The sequence below is a fragment of the Nitrincola sp. genome, from assembly GCF_048264025.1.
Taxonomy (GTDB): Bacteria; Pseudomonadota; Gammaproteobacteria; order Pseudomonadales; family Balneatricaceae; genus Nitrincola.
Genome location: NZ_JBLXDN010000053.1, coordinates 1 through 18229, shown reverse-complemented (window position 1 = coordinate 18229; position 18229 = coordinate 1). Strand labels below are relative to the sequence as shown.

The following is an 18229-nucleotide window of genomic DNA, read 5'->3' as shown; positions in this document are numbered from 1 at the left end:
TCGGATATAAGCGTGCAACACATCTGCTCGAGTCAAAAATAGCTTGCAACACGGGCGGGTCCATATAAGCCCGGTCTGTGGGAGCCCGGTCTCCGGGCGAATAGAACAGGGTTTTGATTGGGGTTGTTCGCTCACGGAGTGAGCTCCTACAGGTAGTGTGGGGTTCCCCATGTGGGAGCCCGGTCCCCGGGCGAAAGGGTTTGGTTTAATTTGGAGTGGTTGTTTGAATACACAGGTTAGTCGTCTTTGTTTGCTGGATACGCCGATGTTGAAGGGGGCTGCGGGTGAGGTGCCTTTGCAGTTGCGCTATCGCAAGGCGCTGGGGTTATTGGGTTTTCTGGCGGCTGAGAGAAATCGTAACCACTCACGTGTTTTTATTGCCAGCTTGTTCTGGCCTGATCTGGATGAACCGGCGGCGCGGGTGAATCTGCGTCAGGTATTATCCATTCTATCGAAGCTGTTTGGTAATAGTGCATTTAATGGAGCGTTGATTGTGGATCGGCACTTTGTCGCGCTACAGAATCATGCGCTGCTGCATCTTGATATTGCCGATCTGGAAACCTTGCAGCGTGCGACAACACCCCAGGTAAACAACCTTGATCACTTCAAGGAAGACAGCCTACTGACTGGTGAGTTTATGGCGGGTTATACCCTGCCAGGCTGCGAAGAATTTGAAGACTGGCTGACGGATAAGCGGGCGTATTTTCGCAGTTGCCAGATACGCTTGCTGAATACACTGATAGCTCAGGCACAAGCCAATCGACAGTCAGGTCTGGTGATCAGTTATGCTCAGAAGATACAGCAGCTTGATCCAGACAATGAATCCGTACTGCGTGAAGTTATGCTGTTATGTTCTGAAAACGGTCAATCGCGACTGGCATTACGACTGTACGAGAATTTTACCCAACGCATGCAGCGTGAGCTTGGCGTTTTACCGGATAGCAAATCTCAAGCACTGTATAACCAACTAACACAGAAACTCAACGAGCAACCAACACGCACTTCACAACCAGACCAATTTCCAGCTATTGAAAAGATCTCACCTGTAGTGGTGGTGCATCTGCAATGGCGCTGCAGTCTGCCAGATCCAGAAGCTGCGGCACAGCAACTATTCGATGCCGATCACTACTCGCGCAAACTGCTTTGTGATGACATCGGCGCCTTCCATCTGAACAGTGCCGGTCGTGGCTCGTTCTTCTATTTTGGCTGGCCAAGTGCACTCGAAGACAGTGCCTGGCTGGCTGTTCGCTGCAGCATACGTTTGATGCATTACACCCGCACCCATCCGGAGATCGAGTTACGTGCCGGCATCCACACTGGCACGTTGTTTTCATCTTTGAGTGCCTCTCTACCCGACCTGCTCGGCGATGTGACCGAAGAAACCAGCCTACTGTGCCAGAGCGCCACAGATGGACAGATTCTACTGAGTGAACCCTGCTACCGGTTACTGGATCGTAAGGTGCAGGCGCGTAAAATCACCGAGCGCCGCCGCCGCAATGATGGCAGTTTATCCGGGGCCTTTTTACTGGTGGATGAACCCGGCTGGTTTAGCGACTCCGACACCTTGCTACTTCCAGAACAGCTACCTATATGTGAGCAGCTTGACCAGCAGCGTGATCAGGCCGAACAGCAGCAGCTTCCCCGACTGGTAAACCTGACCGGCCCTGCCGGATGCGGCAAAACACTGATGCTGACCCAATGGTTGAAACAGCAACGCCAGACGGGTGACAGAATCTTCAAGCTACGCTGCTACCCGGATCGTCAGCAACAACCTTTATTTCCCCTGATCAGTTGCTTACGCCAGCTACTCGGGTTTCAGGGTGACGAAGCGATCAAACCTGACACCCTCAAAGAGCGAATGCGCCGACACGGCTGGGATAAATTGCTGCAGCAACCTATCCTGATTGACCTGATAACCAGTATTGCACCGCCCACTGAGCAGACGGTTCAACTGGCAATTACTGCTATCAGCCAATTACTACAAGGGGTTAGTGGCCCCTGCCTGCTGGTGTGGATTGAAGATGGGCATTGGATAGATGCCTCCACACAGGCTTTGATTGATTGTTTGACAGACCGCACAGACTGCCCACTGTTACTACTGTTCAGCGCTCGCAACAAGCCTGAAACGGCAAAAAATCAGTCTTGGCTGAACCTGACACTACCCAGGCTCAGTGACACCTCAGCAACCCGTTTGCTTAAGCTTTTTTCCCGCAACAGTCAGAGCTGGCGTTCCCCGGATGAAGCGGCACAGCTGCTGGAGCTGACCGATCATAATCCTTTTTTACTCAAGGCGATGGCCTGTTCATCTGAAGACAACCTGATTCCACACGAAGTCCTGCACTACTTTAGTCATCGAATTGATCAACTGAATGAATGGCGTGACAGTGCGTTGCAACTGGCTTTGCAATGGCCGGACATCCGCCCGGATCAAGCCTTATTGATTGGTCAGACACAGAACCTCGCCACTCCAACCGAAACCTTTGATCAATTGATCGCAGCCAAACTGCTGCAGTGGCAGAGCAAAACGCAGATAGCCTTCACACCGCCTTTATTGCAACGGGTATTGGCGTCGTTGAATCCACCCAGCCGCCAGCGCTTCGTGCACAAGACACTGGCATTGCAACTACAGCAGAAAAAACTGAAGCAACACAACAAAATACCCACTGAGCTCAACGCACGTCTGGCTTTCCACTGGCAAGCCGCTGGTGAGCTGGATAAAGCTGCTGATCTCTACCTGCGCTGCGGGCAATATGCTTTACAACAACGGCACTATACTGACGCGTCTCAGTGCCTGGGCGAAGCCCTGAAGCTGGATACAACGGTGGATTACTCACTGGAGCAGCGCATTACCCTGCTAAATGATCTGGCCCAGTGTCGTATTATGGCGTTTGGCTATGGCGACCTGCACGCCTTCAAGGCCGCCTCTGAAGCCTTGCAACTGGCAAAGCAGGTTGCGGATGAAACCGCCTGTTTCCGCTCATTACACCTGCTATTTCTTGGCATTGGCTCGGTTGATTCTCAGCGTTCGCGATTGCAGGCCGCCAACCTGCTGTATGATCACGCGCACAGTGCGGCCCAGTTAACGCTGGCACACTGGGCACTGGCCAACAGTTACTTCTGGCTGGGACAGCTCAAGCAGAGTCGCGCGCATGCTGAACAGTCATTATTGCTTACAAAACAGGCTGACCCCGAAGAACTGAACTATTACAGCCACGAGAGCCCTGAGGTTTTGGCTATGGGTTTTCTGGCCTGGACCTGGTGTTTTGATGGGCAACCAGAAGAAGCCCATCAATACTGTGAGCAACTGCTCGCCTTACCGTCCGAGAACTTAACGCCGAGCAGCCACTGCTATCAGTTGTTTTTTGCTGCCTCCACTCTGTCACACTGCAATAAACACGCTTACGCACTGGAAAACGCGCGCGCCTGTCATGAAATTGCAACCCGATTACAGCATCATTTATGGCTGTGTGCTTCAGAATTACTGATTTTAAGCCTAAGCGCATCCATCGATGAGCCGGTACGCAGCGAGCAGGTCGACTGGTTGATCAACGGTATTCACAGCGCCTATGCCGATGGCCTGCCGATAGCCGTACTTATGGGAGCTGAAGCACTCATTCGGTCAGATCTCAAGGATGCGGCACGAGTTTTGCTTCAGCGTACTTTAGATAGCACAATCAATCGTGAACATGATTTATTGTCAGAAACTTTACAGCGTTTGTTACACAGCCTATAAGTTATTGTATGAAGTGATTACTTTTTGCTTACGCTAAGATGCTAATCTAGACTCTATATAATCATGTTTACTGCTTTAATCATGGGTGAAAGGAATGAAAATAATTAAGGCTCCACGCACGCTTATGGTTTGTCTGATCTCAGGCAGCTGCCTTTTATCTGCGTCTGCTTACGCTCAGATGGACAGCACCACCATCGCTGACATAGCTCGCAAGGCTATAGAAACCAACCCTGAAGTCCAGGCTAGCTGGCATGCTTTCATGGCGTCTGGTCATGATACTGAATTCGCCAGTGGTGGCTATCGCCCAATAGTCGATTTTACAGCTGGCTATGGCTATGAACACCGTGACTGGGAAAATTACGATGGCAAAAAGAATTTTTCAGGCGCGGCCGCTGAGATCACACTGACGCAGATGCTCTATGATGGGTTCAGAACCCGAAACGAAGTAAGACGTTTCGAAAGCGCTCAACTGGTGCGCTACTTCGAACTGCTTGATGGCGTTGAAAATACGGCATTTCAGGCGGTAAATGCTTACGAAGACGTCATGCGCTACCGCGAACTGGTGTCGCTGGCTGAAGAAAACTACGAAGAGCACATCACTGTATTTGATCAGATCGAAGAAAGCGCCAATGCCGGTGTGGCACGCCGCGCCGATCTGGAACAGATCTCTGGTCGTCTTTCTCTGGCTGAAGCCAACCTGCTGACCGAAATGTCTAACTTGCACGATGTCAGTGCACGCTATTTGCGCATTGTCGGTGAACTGCCAGCTGAAAACATGCTGCCAGCCCAGCTTAATGACACCCGTATTCCTGCCGATGTGCGTGAAGCCCTGCAACTTGCTTACCAGGGTAACCCGGCATTCCATGCCGCTATCCGTAACATTCACTCTCAGGAAGCTGCCGTTGACCGTAGACGTTCCGATTTCCGTCCACGTCTTAACCTGACAGCCCGTTACGGCACACAGGATTATGATGATCAGGGCTTCAGCAACCGTCGCAACGATGGCCGTGTAGCGCTGGAATTCCAATACAATCTGTATAACGGTGGCCGTGATGAGGCCTCTTTGCAGCGAGCTTACGAAGAAGTGAATGTTGCCAAGCATCAGCGTGACAAAGCCTGTGTCGATCTGCGTCAGACCCTGCAGATTGCCGTCAATGACGTACGCAAGCTGGATGAGCAACTGCCGGTTCTTAACCAGCACCGCATTTCTTCTGACCGTGTTCGTACCGCTTACAAAGACCAGTTTGGTATCGGTGATCGCACCCTGCTGGACGTGCTGGATTCAGAAAATGAGTACTTCCAGGCCAGCCGTGCTTATACCAATGCCGTTTACGATCGCAGTATTGCCGCGGCGCGTACACTGACAAGCATGGGTGAACTTCTGCCGGCACTGGATGTTGTGCGTGAAGGACTTCCAAGTCTGTCTGATCTGGGTGCAGAAACCTTTATGGTTGACGGCGAAAGTGCCTGCCCTGATCTGGATGTAAACAGCAGCATGGCGCAAAGTCGCCTGTTGCGTTGATTAAACGTTATTAGCTGGATACGTTCTGTTCTATACGGGCCTGATTTTCAGGTCCGTCTTTTCACCTGAGTTGAGACACTGTATGTCTGTGTTTACTGAAACCCCTGGCGGTGCATTACTCGGCTGTTTGCTTATTCTGTCACGGTTTCATGACTCTCCGGTCTCAGCCGAAACGGCTATCGCGGGACTGCCGCTAGTCAATGGTATTCTGACCCCTTCCGTTTTTGGACGTGCCGCCAAGCGAGCTGGTCTTGCCAGTCGCATCAGCCAGTGTCGCCTCGATCAACTCAATGGCAATCTGTTACCCGCCATCCTGTTATTGAAAAACGACAAGGCCTGCGTGGTTAACCGAGTTGATACTGAACAGCAAACCGCTGAAGTCGTTTACCCTGAATTAAGCGAAACCGTTGTGGCTGTGCCACTAAAGGAAATTCAATCACAGTTTTCCGGGCAGGTGATTTACGCCCGACCTGAGTTTCGCTTTGACAGCCGCGCACCAGAAATTAAAAAAGTACGTGATCGTCACTGGTTCTGGGGGGTTATCGCTGAAAATCGCCGCCTCTACCGCGATGTGATGCTGGCCGCCGTGATGATTAACTGCTTTGCCGTGGCCATGCCGCTGTTTGTGATGAATGTGTATGATCGGGTGGTCCCCAACCATGCCACCGATACCCTGTGGGTATTGGCTGTCGGGGTGTTTGTCGTACTATCTGCCGACCTGGTACTGCGCCTGATGCGCAGCTGGTTTGTGGATCTGGGCGCCAGCCGTGCCGATGTCAAACTGTCTTCCGCGATTATGGAACGGGTTCTGGGGATGAAAATGGCCAATCGCCCCGCTTCAGCGGGTTCGTTTGCCGCCAATATTCAATCCTTTGAATCAGTACGCAGTTTTATTGGTTCACTGACCGTTGTAGCCTTGGTTGATCTGCCCTTCGTACTGTTGTTTGCCACAGTTATTGCCATCATTGGCTGGCCACTGGTACTACCGATTATTGCCGGTGCGCTGCTGGTACTGGTTTACGCGTTGAGTGCACAGGCCAAAATGCACAGCCTGTCCGAAACGTCTATGCGTGCGGGTGCGATGCGCAACTCCACACTGATCGAAAGCCTGTCCAATCTGGAAACACTGAAAAGCTTTGGTGCTGAAAGTAAAATTCAGTCCATCTGGGAAAAAACCACCATTTTCCTGACGCGCACAGCCGCACAGATGCGGCTGATTTCAGCCTCGATCACCAATGGGGCTCAGTGGACACAGCACAGCGTAGCGGTTGCCATTATTATTATCGGTGTGTACATGATTATTGAGGGCAATCTGACTCAGGGTGGGTTAATTGCCGCTTATCTGCTGTCATCCCGCGCCATGGCCCCCATCAGCCAGGCCGCCGGGTTGTTGGCCCAATACCACCATTCAGCCACAGCCATGCAGTCTCTAAATGAGATTATGGAACGCCCGATTGAGCGCCCCGAAAATAAAAACTGGATCAGCCGCCCTTCCCTGCAGGGTGAAATCGAGTTCAGACGCGTCTGCTTCCGCTATCCAAATGATGAGCGCCAGGCCTTAACCGATGTAAGCTTTAAAATAAAAGCCGGTGAGCATGTCGCCGTATTGGGACGCAACGGTTCGGGTAAAAGCACGCTGGAAAAATTGATTCTGGGCCTGTATGAGCCTGAGTCCGGCGCCATACTGATTGATGGCGTGGATATCCGCCAGATTGATCCTTCGGAACTGCGTCGCCAGATTGGCTATGTGCCTCAAGATGTGTCGATGTTTTTTGGCACCCTGAAAGACAATATCATTACCGCCGCACCTCAGGCTGAAGACCATCAGATTCTGCGGGCAGCAACACTCAGTGGCCTGGCGCCCTTTATTAACTCACACCCGGCAGGCTTTGATATGCAGGTTGGCGAGCGTGGCCAACTGCTTTCGGGTGGCCAGCGTCAGTCGGTTGCTATCGCCCGTGCACTGATCAATGACCCGCCGCTACTGTTGCTGGATGAGCCAACCGGCGCACTGGATCATTCCAGCGAAGAAACCATTAAGCAGAATCTGGCTCGCTATTCCAGAGGCAAAACCCTGCTGGTGATTACCCACCGCAACTCATTGCTGGCGCTGGCTGACCGACTGCTGGTTATCGATGGCGGCAAGGTTGTGGCAGATGGACCTAAGGCTGATGTCATGGAAGCGCTCAAACAGGGCCGTGTGGGGAGTGCAAACTGATGACTGCGCAGAAAGCATCACTGGAACAGCAGGGCTTCGACAAAGTCGGGCAAATCAGCCAGGCGGTAGGCCAACGTGGCTCACCAATGATGGATCGAATTTTTGGCCGCTGGTTAGGCAATCCGGCCGACAAAGACTGGGTTGTCGATGCGGAATGGGGACGGATTCAGCAGGAACCGGTGCATGCCCGCCGCCTGTTGTATGTTATGGCGCTGGCGCTGATCCTGCTAGTGGTCTGGTCGGCTTATGCCCCCCTGGATGAGGTCGCCCGCGGAGACGGACGGGTTATCCCTTCCCGGCAGTTGCAAGTGGTACAGTCGATGGATGGCGGTATTGTTGAAGAAATTCTGGTACGTGAAGGTCAGATAGTTAATCCCGGTGATCTGTTACTGAAAATTGATCCCACCCGCGCCGTTTCCAGCCTGAGAGAAAGTCGCGCCCAGTTCCTTGCCCTACGGGCCGAGGTGGCACGACTACAGGCGCTGATCGGTGATCTTGACGAGCCAGACTTTCCCGTTGACCTGGTGTTGGAAGCTCCGGATATTGTTGCTCATGAGCGCAGTACCTTCTTCAGCAACCGTGAAGAGTTGAACGAACAGATTTCCATCTATCAAAACCAGCTGGAACAGCGCGAACAAGACCTTCGCGAAGCCCGTGCGGCTCGCTCTCAACATGCCAGCAGTCTGGCACTAAGCTCTCGGGAACTGCAGGTTACCCGGCCACTGCTACAATCTGGTGCGGTATCCGATGTGGATATCATCCGGTTGGAGCGTGAGGTGTCCAACGCCCGTGGAGAGCTGAATCGTGCAGAAGCGATCATCAGCCGTAATGAGGCGGCTATTCAAGAAGCGCATAACAAGATTCGTGAAGTTGAGTTAACCGTGCGAAACCGCTGGAACTCACAGTTATCCGAATCACGTGCACGTTTTAATGTGTTATCTCAGGCTGAATCTGGCCTGGAAGATATCGTTAAGCAGACCGAGATTCGCGCCCCGGTGCGCGGTACGGTACAACGCCTGTTCACCAATACCGTAGGTGGCGTAGTAACCCCTGGCCGTGAAGTACTGGAAATTATCCCGCTGGACGATCAGTTAATCATTGAAGCACGCATTCCACCGAAGGATATCGCTTTTATCCGTCCGGGACAGCGAGCGATGATCAAATTCACCGCTTACGACTTTGCGGTGTTTGGCGGCCTGGATGCCGAAGTAGAACATATCAGTGCCGATACCATTACCGATGAGCAGGACAATACCTATTATCTGGTTAGACTACGTACCTTTGAATCAGGCTTTGATGCCGATCTGACCATTATTCCGGGGATGATAACCCAGGTGGATATATTGACAGGCAAGAAAACTGTGCTGGAATACCTGTTAAAACCAGTTCTTAGAGCAACATCTCAGGCAATGAGTGAAAGATGAACCATAAAAACCTGTTTCTAACGGACGAAGCCTTTGTCAGCCCACGCTGGCAAGCCGCCTTTCCCGAAGCTGATATACAAGCCAATATTTCACTCCCTCCGGCAGCCGATACGGATACCTTAGTGTGGATTTTGGCAGCCAGCCGCAACTGGCTGGATCTGGTATCTTTCTATTCCCAAAGCGGTTGCAAGGTGATTGTTCTGACACGGCTGGAAAATACCGATGAACTGCGCCACTCCCTGGAAGCCGGTGCACGAGGCTATACCGAAGCGCTGGCCAACATTGCCACCCTGCAACAAGTTGCCCTGAGCGTGCACCAGGGCGCCATGTGGCTGCCATCTGCTCTGGTTACACGGATGATAGGCGTGCTCTCAGAAGTGCTGAAGAAGCAGCAAAGCAATGAGGTCGACCTGAGCATTCTGACCGAGCGCGAGAAAGAGGTAACCCAGGCCGTGATTACCGGTGCCAGCAACAAGGAAATTGCCCGGAAACTGGATATCACTGAACGCACCGTTAAAGCCCACCTCAGTGCTATTTTCCAAAAACTGGATGTACGTGATCGTATGCATCTGATGCTGGTTGTTCGTGGTCACTGATTCGCCTTGTGTTATGATTCAGGCTATAAACGTCAGGGAGACTGAGGCATGTATATCAAACGAAACAATTGCGGCAAAATTATCGGGGTCAGTGAAACCCAATCCGATGCCTTTCCTGAACTGGCTGATGATCGTTCAGAAGAATTTTTGAATTACGTCAAATGTGAAGCCTGTAAAGCCACAGTGACGGCTTCTGCGCTGCAAAACACCGACACCGAGCTGGTCAGGGTGCTGGAAGACGTGATCGACCTGCTAACTCAAAAAGGGCTGATCCACTTCACCGACCTGCCCAAAGCCGCACAGCAAAAACTCTTGACCCGTCAAACCCTGCGTGAAAACCATCGTAGTCTCAATCTGATTAGCGATGAAGACGATGAGGATAACACGCTCAGGTTTCTTTGATTCCAGGCCCGGTATAACCATCCATACCCAGTTCTTTTAGCAAGGGTGCCTCGGCGCCCTGCTTCACCCCGTCTGCAATCACCAGCAAGCCGATGGAATGCCCCAGCGTTGCCAGCCCGCGCAAGAAGTTCTGATTGGTAATATTGCCTTCCAGTTCACTGACGAAGGCATTATCCACCTTGATATAGTCCAGCCCCAGCTCCTGCAGATTGTTGATACGGGCAAAATCAGCCCCCGCTCTTTCCAGACCGATGCGACAACCCAGCGGTTTAATTTGGCGACAGAACTCCTTGAACACCTGCGGATGCTGTACAACGCAGCGTTCGCTGACTTCAAACCAGAGCAACTGCGCTTCTTTCGGGCTATTTTTGAGCTGATCACTGAGGCGGTTTACGGCAACCAGGTCACTGAGGGTTTCGGAAGATAGATTAATCGCCGTGGGCGGCGCATCCTCCAAACGGTGCAATTGCCCCAGCACATGACTCACCATCGCCACATCCAGTTCCGGCAACATCCCCAGTCGCCGCGCCCAGGGAATAAAGTAACCCGCTGAATGCACCTCACCCTGAAGCTGCAGGCGCATCATCGCCTCCTGATGCAGCTGGCTGCCATCAGTGGTCAGTACAGGATAGTATTGCGCCGTCACACGCTCACGCAGCAAAGCCTCCGTCAGCACCATCCGCCATTCGTCAGCCGTATGAAAACGTGGGGTGTTCTGATGCGCCAGGGTGATTTCACTGCAGGTTATCTCACGTTGCTCAGCATAAGCCAGCAGGGTATCCAGCCTCATCATCAGGTCGGCGCGGCTATCACCGGGCGAGAAATAAGCGGCCGCAATGGGTAACTGTGGCACCGGGTTGTAGTCAACCGACAGTGTCAGCAATTTGTGCAGCAGCACCTCACTGATAGCACCCAGATCCAGAGCATCGGTTAACAACACGGCAAAGTCGCTGCCATTCAGACGCCCAACATCGGCCTGGGTGAAGTTATCGGCTATATCGTCAGTGGCCTGGTGGATGGCCTGGGCGACATTTTTCAGCAAGGCATCCGTTTGCTTGTGGCCGAGTTGCTGATTGAGCATCGCCAGATGACGCACCCGAATCAGTAACACCGCATGCTGGCTGTCGGAATCAATACTGTTAAGCTTGGTATCCAACTGACTGAGAAAGTACTCTCGGTTTGCCAGCCCGGTCAATTCATCGTGCTGGTTCTTGTGGCGCATCTCTTCAAGACGCTTACGCTCACTGTCCAGCATCTGGCGAATGCGTTCAGATAGGATGTTCATCGCTTTGACCACACGCCCGAATTCCAGCGTGCGCGGTTCTTTGGACTTGATGAAGCGCCGTCCACCAATCGCTTCAGCCTGGTTCACCACATCATCCAGAGGGCGTGTTATTAATTTCAGAATCAAGGTACCCAGCCCACCGGCTACCAGAGAGACCAGCAGAAACCACACCAACAAATCCCGGGTGGTGGTCCAGAGCGCCTGATAGGCAAAGCGCTTATGGCTTTCAACATAAAGAGTGCCGTACTGAAACCAGCCATCCTGCACTTGCGCAACACCCGGTTCTATTTCCAGCGAGGCGATGGATTTGAACCAGTCAGGTACGCCGGTTGCATCATCACCTTCATAGACTTTACGCTGCAGAATCTCACCCTGTGGACTGAGCAGTTCGATACGCTGGTAATGGCCCGTATCAAATTGCGCGGCAATCAGCAGTTCCAGTGTGACCGGGTCTTTTTCAATCTGAGACAGTGTCAGCGCCAGCGATCCGGCATTATCAATGTTTTTCAGCAATAACTGTTCTTCAAAGTAATCTTTGGCTTTGTAAGTGCTGATGCTGAAACTGCTGATGAAGGCAATGGACATCATCAACACAACCGCGATCCACAATTGACGTATCAGTGACATGACCCACACTCCCGTTTCACAAACCGATTCCTTTGACCTGCCGCTTTCATTGAAAACTCACCCCTTCCTGCTGAATTCTATCTAAAACATTACGCCAGCGAGACAAGCGTGCTGTTGCGCTGGCGGCTGGCGAGGTTGCTCCCCCAGCCCATAAACCTTCACTGTTGAAGCTGAACACGGGTGACAAGTCACTACGCTCTGACGCCGGGCGAATATTGGCGATCAGGCTGTCCAGAATCAATGGCTCCGACGTAGGGGTAGCGTAATAGCCAAGCACCATGTGTGCTTCGGTAATGCTACTGCGCGGCCCTCCCGTTCTGGCATTTACATAGATCAACCGCAAGCGATCATCACTGATACCGGCCTGGCGTAAACTGACATATTGAAGAATAGCGTAGTCTTCACAGTCCCCCAGACCCTGCCCCAGAGTCTCCAATGGCGAAGCCCAGTAATCTTCTACGCCATACAACCTGCGATCCGTACGATAACGCACATACTGATGAACAAATTGGTTTACTATTTCCAGCTTCTGCCGCTCCGTTTCAGCCTGTGCAGCGTCTCTGAGCATAGCTTCCCAACGCTGTGACACTTGAAAGCGTTGAGAACCAAAGCGGCTGTCCATCAAGCGGTGAAAACGATCAAAATCAATGCTTGCCCGACTAAAAAGCCCATTGCTGATTGCCAGGCTGATAAGCAGCACCGGAATAATCAACAAGGTGTTTACCGGCCGGGCCAGTCTTTTCAGCATGGGGCAATGTCCATTATTCAGACAGAATATTTTCTGAACGCATTCTGCTACAGTACTATATTAATAGCATGACAGTATAATACAGGGTTTTATCCAAGCATTGGATATCTGTAAAATAGTCTCGCTACATATAAAATATACGACAAAAACTATGACTCTTGGGGTGACTGAATTGAATGCTGTAATGACATCTGAGGATTCTCAGGAATCCGTTATGGCGCCAGACGGCCTGGCACTAATGAAACAAAATGCCGGTGAAGCTGCCCGATTGATGAAAGCACTAGGCAATGATAGCCGATTGCTGATTTTGTGTTACCTAGGAAACCGTGAGTTATCGGTAACCGAGTTGAACAGTTTTCTGGATTTGAGCCAATCAGCACTGTCTCAACACCTGGCGCTGTTACGCCGTGATGGATTGGTTAAAACACGTCGCGAATCGCAGACTATCTTCTACTCGCTACAGGGCGACAAGGCCAAACGGCTGATTGGCACCCTGCATGATATTTTCTGCCCAACTCTCTGATTGCTTAGGCGCTCATTGCTGCAAACGTAGCATTTGCCAATCTTCTGTGGGTTCATGCAGCATCAGCTTCATGTCAATCACGTCCTCTTCGGCATTATAGCTGTTACGGAAGCCCAGCTTCCGTGCCAGCGCTTGCATGCCTTTATTGGACGGCAAGGTTGACCCCATAATCATCAGTGTGCCGCGATCACGACAGTACTGAATGATTTTCTGCATCAGCACCACACCCAAACCTTCACCCTGAAGATCATCGCGTACCACCACGGAAAACTCAGCGCGGATATTATCGGCATCGGTCACCGCTCTGGCGACTCCGAGTGTTTCAAAACCGCTGGCATTATCTTTGGGTGCAGTAACGATCAAGGCCATTTCCCGGTCATAATCGATTTGTGTCCAGTTAGCCAGCTCTTGATGGGTTGGCACCCCTCGACTGTAAAAGTAGCGCAGACGAATCGACTCCGGAGATAGCTTGTTGTAAAACTCCAGATGCGCTGGCTCATCTTCTCCGCGAATCGCCCGTAGAATTGCCGGACGGCCTGATTTTTTCAGTCGGATATGCTCGGTCAAATACTCCGGATAAGGCGATACCGACAGATTAGCTGGCTCTCCCAGTGATACACATACATCCACCGCCAGCAGGCCACGCTTGTTCAGCAATAAGGGGTTGATCTCCAGTGCTTTAAGCTGCTTCAGCTCAACCGCCATCTGCCCCAGCTTGATCAACAGATCACAGATGTTTTGTAAGTCACGCTCAGGCCAGTCACTGTTTTCGGCAACGATCCCATAAACCCGTGACCGTTTTACCAACTGTTCAGCCAGGGCGGAGTTCATCGGCGGCAGCATCAACGAGCGGTCCGCCAGAGTATCGGCGGTATAGCCTCCTATGCCGAAAATAACCAGCGGGCCAAACACCGGATCACGGGTAATACCCAGGTTGATCTGTAAGGACTGAAAGCCGCGTTTCATCTGCTGCACAGCAAAGCCCATCTGTTGCTCAGGCGCATAACGCTCACTGACACGGTAGGCCAACTTGGTGGTGGAGTGGCGCACTTCAGTCATGGAGTACAGATCCAGCGCGAGATCGCGCCAGCGCAGGTTTCGATTGCCATCCCGCTCGTAGCTGAAGGGATAGACGTTACCCTGATGCAGTGCCTTGACGGCAACCGAGCCCCCCAGCTGGCTGGCAATATCGACCACCTGATCGATATCATCGGCATAGTGGGTGTTGGAGGTCGGAATTTCGTACAGATCCAGCAGATCACAGGCTTCCGGATGCGTGAGGTAATCACGTCCCTCATCGATAACCCGTTGAATAAGTTGCTGGGCTTTATTACGGTTAGGCTCATTATCGATACGATAAGGGGCTGGGGTCTGACGCATCACCTTCTGGTTACGGTGATACTCCACCATGAACATAAACGCATCTATCGCTTCTTCCGGATTCAGGAAAGTGGTGATGCCAGAGGCATTGCAGCGATTACGTGCCGCGATAGCGGATTCACGACCCATCCAGCAAGTGAGCACATTACGCGGGGTTTTCTTGGCAATTTTAACCACCGCATCAGCCGTCTCGACACTCGGAGCTATGCGGGTAGGTGCATGAATAGACAGTACTGCATCCACATTCGGGTCTTTGGTTAAACGCATAATCACTTCAGCGTAGCGTTCCGGGGTGGCATCGGCGTTGATGTCTACCGGATTACGACCATTCCAGTGAGCCGGCAAAAACTCAGCCAGACCCGCCACGGTTTCCTCGGTCAGCTCAGCTAACTGTCCTTTACGTACTTTGAGCCGGTCATATGCCAGGGCGTTTGGCCCCATGCCATTACAGACAATTGCCAGGCGTTCACCACGCATGGGTTTCATCCGCGTAAGTGTTTCCAGGGCATTAAACAGCATATCCGAGGTGTCTACCCGCACCACACCAGCACGACGTAACGCGGCATCATAGACATCATCCTGATTGGCAATACCTTCACACACCTCTTCATGCATGCGCCCATCCGGAATAATGCCGGATTTCAACACCAGCACCAGTTTGTTACGTGAGGCCGATCTAAGCGCAGAAATGAAATTACGTGAGGGGCCGATCACCCGATTCATCTGCAGCAGAATCGCATGGGTGGTGGGCTCGCCAGCCAGATAATCAATAATGGAGGGTAGATCGACATCGACGCCGTCACCCAGGGTCAGAAAATGTGAGAAACCTATTTCCTGGCCGTTTGCCCAGTCAATCATTGCCGTGCCGATCAATCCCGACTGGCCGACATAGGCAACCCGACCCTTGCGAATGTTAACGTGGGAGAAGCTGGCATTCATGTCGGAACCGGGAATCAGCATGCCCATGCAATCTGGACCAAGAATACGTATTCCGTAGGAGCGCGCGGCTTCGCGAATCTCATCCTTGATACTGCCCTGCCCGGTCACGCTCTCGAGCGTCAGCCCCCCGGTCAGAATCAACGCGGCACGCACCATATTGGCACCCAGTTTACGTACCAGATCTGCCACGCCATCAGGTGGGGTGCAGATAATGGCCAGGTCCGGCATTTCCGGCAGGCTGCTGACCCCTTCATAGCAGGTCACGCCGTTTACCTGCTGATAACCTTCCTTATTGACCGCCATGATGGGGCCTTTAAAACCACTGTCCAACAGGTTGCGCAGTACGATACCACCAAGGCTGTCATGCCGTTCTGATGCACCAAAAACGGCGATGGAACGAGGCTTAAAAAAACGCTTGAGGTATTTTGTAGACATAACTGGCTTCCTTCGCTTTGAGACAGAGCGATTCAGACTTTAGTGTAAACCATTCTATCCATTTCGCACATGCAGCAAAAGGTTTATAAGTATATTTACTGATACAACTAGATGAAGTTTGCTTAATATTGGCTAAAATGAATCTAGGGTTAGTCAACTAAAAAGGATATCGTTTATGCCTGGCATTCAAGGGGCAAACATGCCCGAAATCAAAACCACTCTGGATCGCCTGATTCACGCGATGGAGGGGCGCTATACCAAAGGCATGTCACCAGCATCGCTGCTACTTGCCTACATGGACTGGTTAATTCATATGGGTCATTCACCGGGCAAAATGGCCGAAATGACCGAAAACATTCTGCGCAAGAATTCAGCCTTTATGCTCTGGGCATCGCGGGCCGCGTTTGATCCCGAAATCAAACCCTTCATCAAGCCTCTGGCAGATGACCGTCGCTTCAATGATCCGGCCTGGAGCAAATTTCCTTATAACGTTATTTCGCAAAATTTCATGCTGAACGAGCAATGGTGGCATTACGCGACCACCAATATTCCAGGCGTTGCCAAACATCATGAAAACATGGTGACCTTCTCGGCTCGCCAGTGGTTGGACATGCTCTCGCCAACCAATTTCGCCGCTACCAACCCCGTTGTAGCTAACAAAACCCTGACGTCTGGTGGCATGAACCTGATGCAGGGGATGCAGAAACTGGTAGAAGATATGCAGCACACCCTGCTGGAAGAACAACCGGCAGAGTCCGACCTTAAAGTAGGCCGGGATCTGGCTGTCTCGCCAGGTAAAGTGGTCTACCGTAATCGTCTGATTGAGCTGATTCAATACACGCCCACTACCGATAAAGTTAAAGCCGAGCCGGTATTGATCGTACCTGCCTGGATTATGAAGTACTACATTCTCGATCTTTCACCGAGCAAGTCCATGGTCAAATACCTGGTGGATCAGGGTTATACCGTGTTTATGGTGTCCTGGCATAACCCCACGGCGGAAGACCGCGACCTGTCGATGAAAGACTATACCCAAAAAGGCATCATGGCGGCGCTGGATGTGATCAACAAGATCGTTCCGGATCAGAAGATTCATGCCGCGGGTTATTGTCTAGGTGGCACCCTGTTGTCGATTGCGGCTGCGGCCATGGCACGTGATGAAGATGATCGACTGCAATCCGTGACCCTGTTCACCGCACAGACCGACTTTACTGAAGCCGGTGAGCTGATGCTGTTTATCGATGAAAGTCAGCTGAGTTACATGGAAGACATGATGTGGGATAAGGGCTATCTGGATACCAAACAGATGGCCGGTGCCTTTATGCTGCTGCGCTCCTATGACCTGCTCTGGTCTAAGATGGTCAACGAATATCTGCTAGGCGATAAACCCGGTACCAGTGAACTCATGGCCTGGAACAGCGATGCCACACGTATGCCTTATCGTATGCATTCACAATACCTGCGCTTGCTATTCCTGAATAACGATCTGGCCAGTGGCCGTTATATCGTCAATGACCGTCCGATCTCTTTACGGGATGTACGTGTACCGGTTTTTGCTGTGGCCACCGTGACAGACCACGTTGCCCCCTGGCGGTCGGTGTACAAAATCAACGACCTGTTCAATACAGAGATCACCTTTGTACTGACCAGTGGCGGCCACAATGCCGGTATTGTCAGTGAACCTGGCAACCCAAGGCGTAGCTTTCAGATAGGCCTGCAGCGCTCTGAAGACAAGCATATCCCGCCAGATCAATGGTTGCAGCAGCATGAAAAACATCAAGGTTCCTGGTGGGAACCCTGGGTGGGCTGGCTGGAATCCAAGTCGTCTCCAGGCCACGTACTACCACCGACACTTGGCAATCCGGATGACGGGGTATACCCGTTATGTGATGCCCCTGGCAACTATGTAATGGAGAAATAGTCATCTATAGGTATTTTTTTAATTTGCTATAGATTTTTTTAATTTTGAGCCTTGGAGGTTCAGCACTATATTCGCGGATATGTAGAGGTGCTGTTGAGCACGGTTACAGTAAACATGAGGCCTGACAGGCCAACGTATCAACCTTTGCGTGAGAGCAGAACAGATGGGCACAAAAGTACGTGTCGATCAGGTCTCTATCGATGAGATAGATGACTGGAGCGAACAGTTTTCAGAAGACGACGAGATCGGCCGCAGCCGCCTCAAATATAACGGCAAACGCCGCCGTCAGATCGAAGATCTGATGGAAGAACGCCGTTTAATGAAGCAAATCAGCGACGTGTTCGACGAACACGTGTAAATCGCTCGCAGAGCGAGCTCCCACAAAAGGTGGTACTACCGCCCTGTAGGAAATAAGATGGACCCGCCCCCCTAACAATGTGCCATGCTTAATCTGTAGAGAAAGCAAACCGGCATCT

General features: G+C 51.8%; 12 protein-coding genes. 9 read left to right on the top strand and 3 right to left on the bottom strand.

The genetic code is table 11. The features are described from left to right. Positions 1-223: 223 nt before the first annotated feature. The 6 genes from ACN0R1_RS19905 to ACN0R1_RS19880 all read left to right on the top strand — a co-directional run bounded on the left by ACN0R1_RS19905 (position 224) and on the right by ACN0R1_RS19880 (position 9895). A complete protein-coding gene (locus tag ACN0R1_RS19905; protein ID WP_417585927.1) occupies positions 224-3733 on the top strand; it encodes an AAA family ATPase in 3510 nt (1169 codons plus the stop codon). 94 nt (positions 3734-3827) lie between these two features. After that, positions 3828-5255 carry a TolC family outer membrane protein gene (locus ACN0R1_RS19900; RefSeq protein WP_417585926.1) on the top strand — a complete coding sequence of 476 codons (1428 nt, stop codon included), beginning with the start codon at positions 3828-3830 and terminating at the stop codon, positions 5253-5255. 82 nt (positions 5256-5337) lie between these two features. Then, the gene (locus ACN0R1_RS19895; protein ID WP_417585925.1) at positions 5338-7473 is read left to right on the top strand and encodes a type I secretion system permease/ATPase; all 2136 of its coding nucleotides are present in this window, start codon (positions 5338-5340) and stop codon (positions 7471-7473) included. Next, positions 7473-8897 carry an HlyD family type I secretion periplasmic adaptor subunit gene (locus ACN0R1_RS19890; protein ID WP_417585924.1) on the top strand — a complete coding sequence of 475 codons (1425 nt, stop codon included), beginning with the start codon at positions 7473-7475 and terminating at the stop codon, positions 8895-8897. The genes ACN0R1_RS19895 and ACN0R1_RS19890 overlap by 1 nt, the downstream gene beginning before the upstream one ends. Next, the gene (locus ACN0R1_RS19885; protein WP_417585923.1) at positions 8894-9493 is read left to right on the top strand and encodes a response regulator transcription factor; all 600 of its coding nucleotides are present in this window, start codon (positions 8894-8896) and stop codon (positions 9491-9493) included. Before ACN0R1_RS19890 ends, ACN0R1_RS19885 begins: the two co-directional genes overlap by 4 nt. A gap of 48 nt (positions 9494-9541) precedes the next feature. After that, positions 9542-9895, top strand: a complete 354-nt coding sequence (locus tag ACN0R1_RS19880; RefSeq protein ID WP_417585922.1) for a tryptophan synthase subunit beta like protein — start codon at positions 9542-9544, stop codon at positions 9893-9895. Here ACN0R1_RS19880 and ACN0R1_RS19875 read toward each other — a convergent pair. Further along, positions 9882-11807 carry an EAL domain-containing protein gene (locus ACN0R1_RS19875; RefSeq protein ID WP_417585921.1) on the bottom strand — a complete coding sequence of 642 codons (1926 nt, stop codon included), beginning with the start codon at positions 11805-11807 and terminating at the stop codon, positions 9882-9884. The genes ACN0R1_RS19880 and ACN0R1_RS19875 overlap by 14 nt on opposite strands. Before the next feature lie 46 nt (positions 11808-11853). Next, on the bottom strand, positions 11854-12555 hold the full coding sequence (locus tag ACN0R1_RS19870; RefSeq protein ID WP_417585920.1) for a transglutaminase-like cysteine peptidase: 702 nt from the start codon (positions 12553-12555) through the stop codon (positions 11854-11856). Between the two features lie 214 nt (positions 12556-12769). Between ACN0R1_RS19870 and ACN0R1_RS19865 the strand changes: the two genes are divergently transcribed. Continuing rightward, positions 12770-13078 (top strand): metalloregulator ArsR/SmtB family transcription factor, encoded by a 309-nt coding sequence (locus ACN0R1_RS19865; RefSeq protein ID WP_417585919.1) that lies wholly within the window; start codon positions 12770-12772, stop codon positions 13076-13078. A 12-nt stretch (positions 13079-13090) separates the two neighbouring features. On the opposite strand, the gene ACN0R1_RS19860 is transcribed toward ACN0R1_RS19865, so the two are convergent. After that, positions 13091-15832 (bottom strand): GNAT family N-acetyltransferase, encoded by a 2742-nt coding sequence (locus ACN0R1_RS19860; protein ID WP_417585918.1) that lies wholly within the window; start codon positions 15830-15832, stop codon positions 13091-13093. A gap of 199 nt (positions 15833-16031) precedes the next feature. Between ACN0R1_RS19860 and ACN0R1_RS19855 the strand changes: the two genes are divergently transcribed. Beyond that, positions 16032-17753: a PHA/PHB synthase family protein gene (locus tag ACN0R1_RS19855; protein ID WP_417585917.1), complete on the top strand. Its 1722-nt coding sequence runs from the start codon at positions 16032-16034 to the stop codon at positions 17751-17753. Positions 17754-17916: 163 nt separating this feature from the next. After that, the gene (locus ACN0R1_RS19850) at positions 17917-18111 is read left to right on the top strand and encodes a PA3496 family putative envelope integrity protein (protein WP_417585916.1); all 195 of its coding nucleotides are present in this window, start codon (positions 17917-17919) and stop codon (positions 18109-18111) included. Positions 18112-18229: the final 118 nt, after the last annotated feature.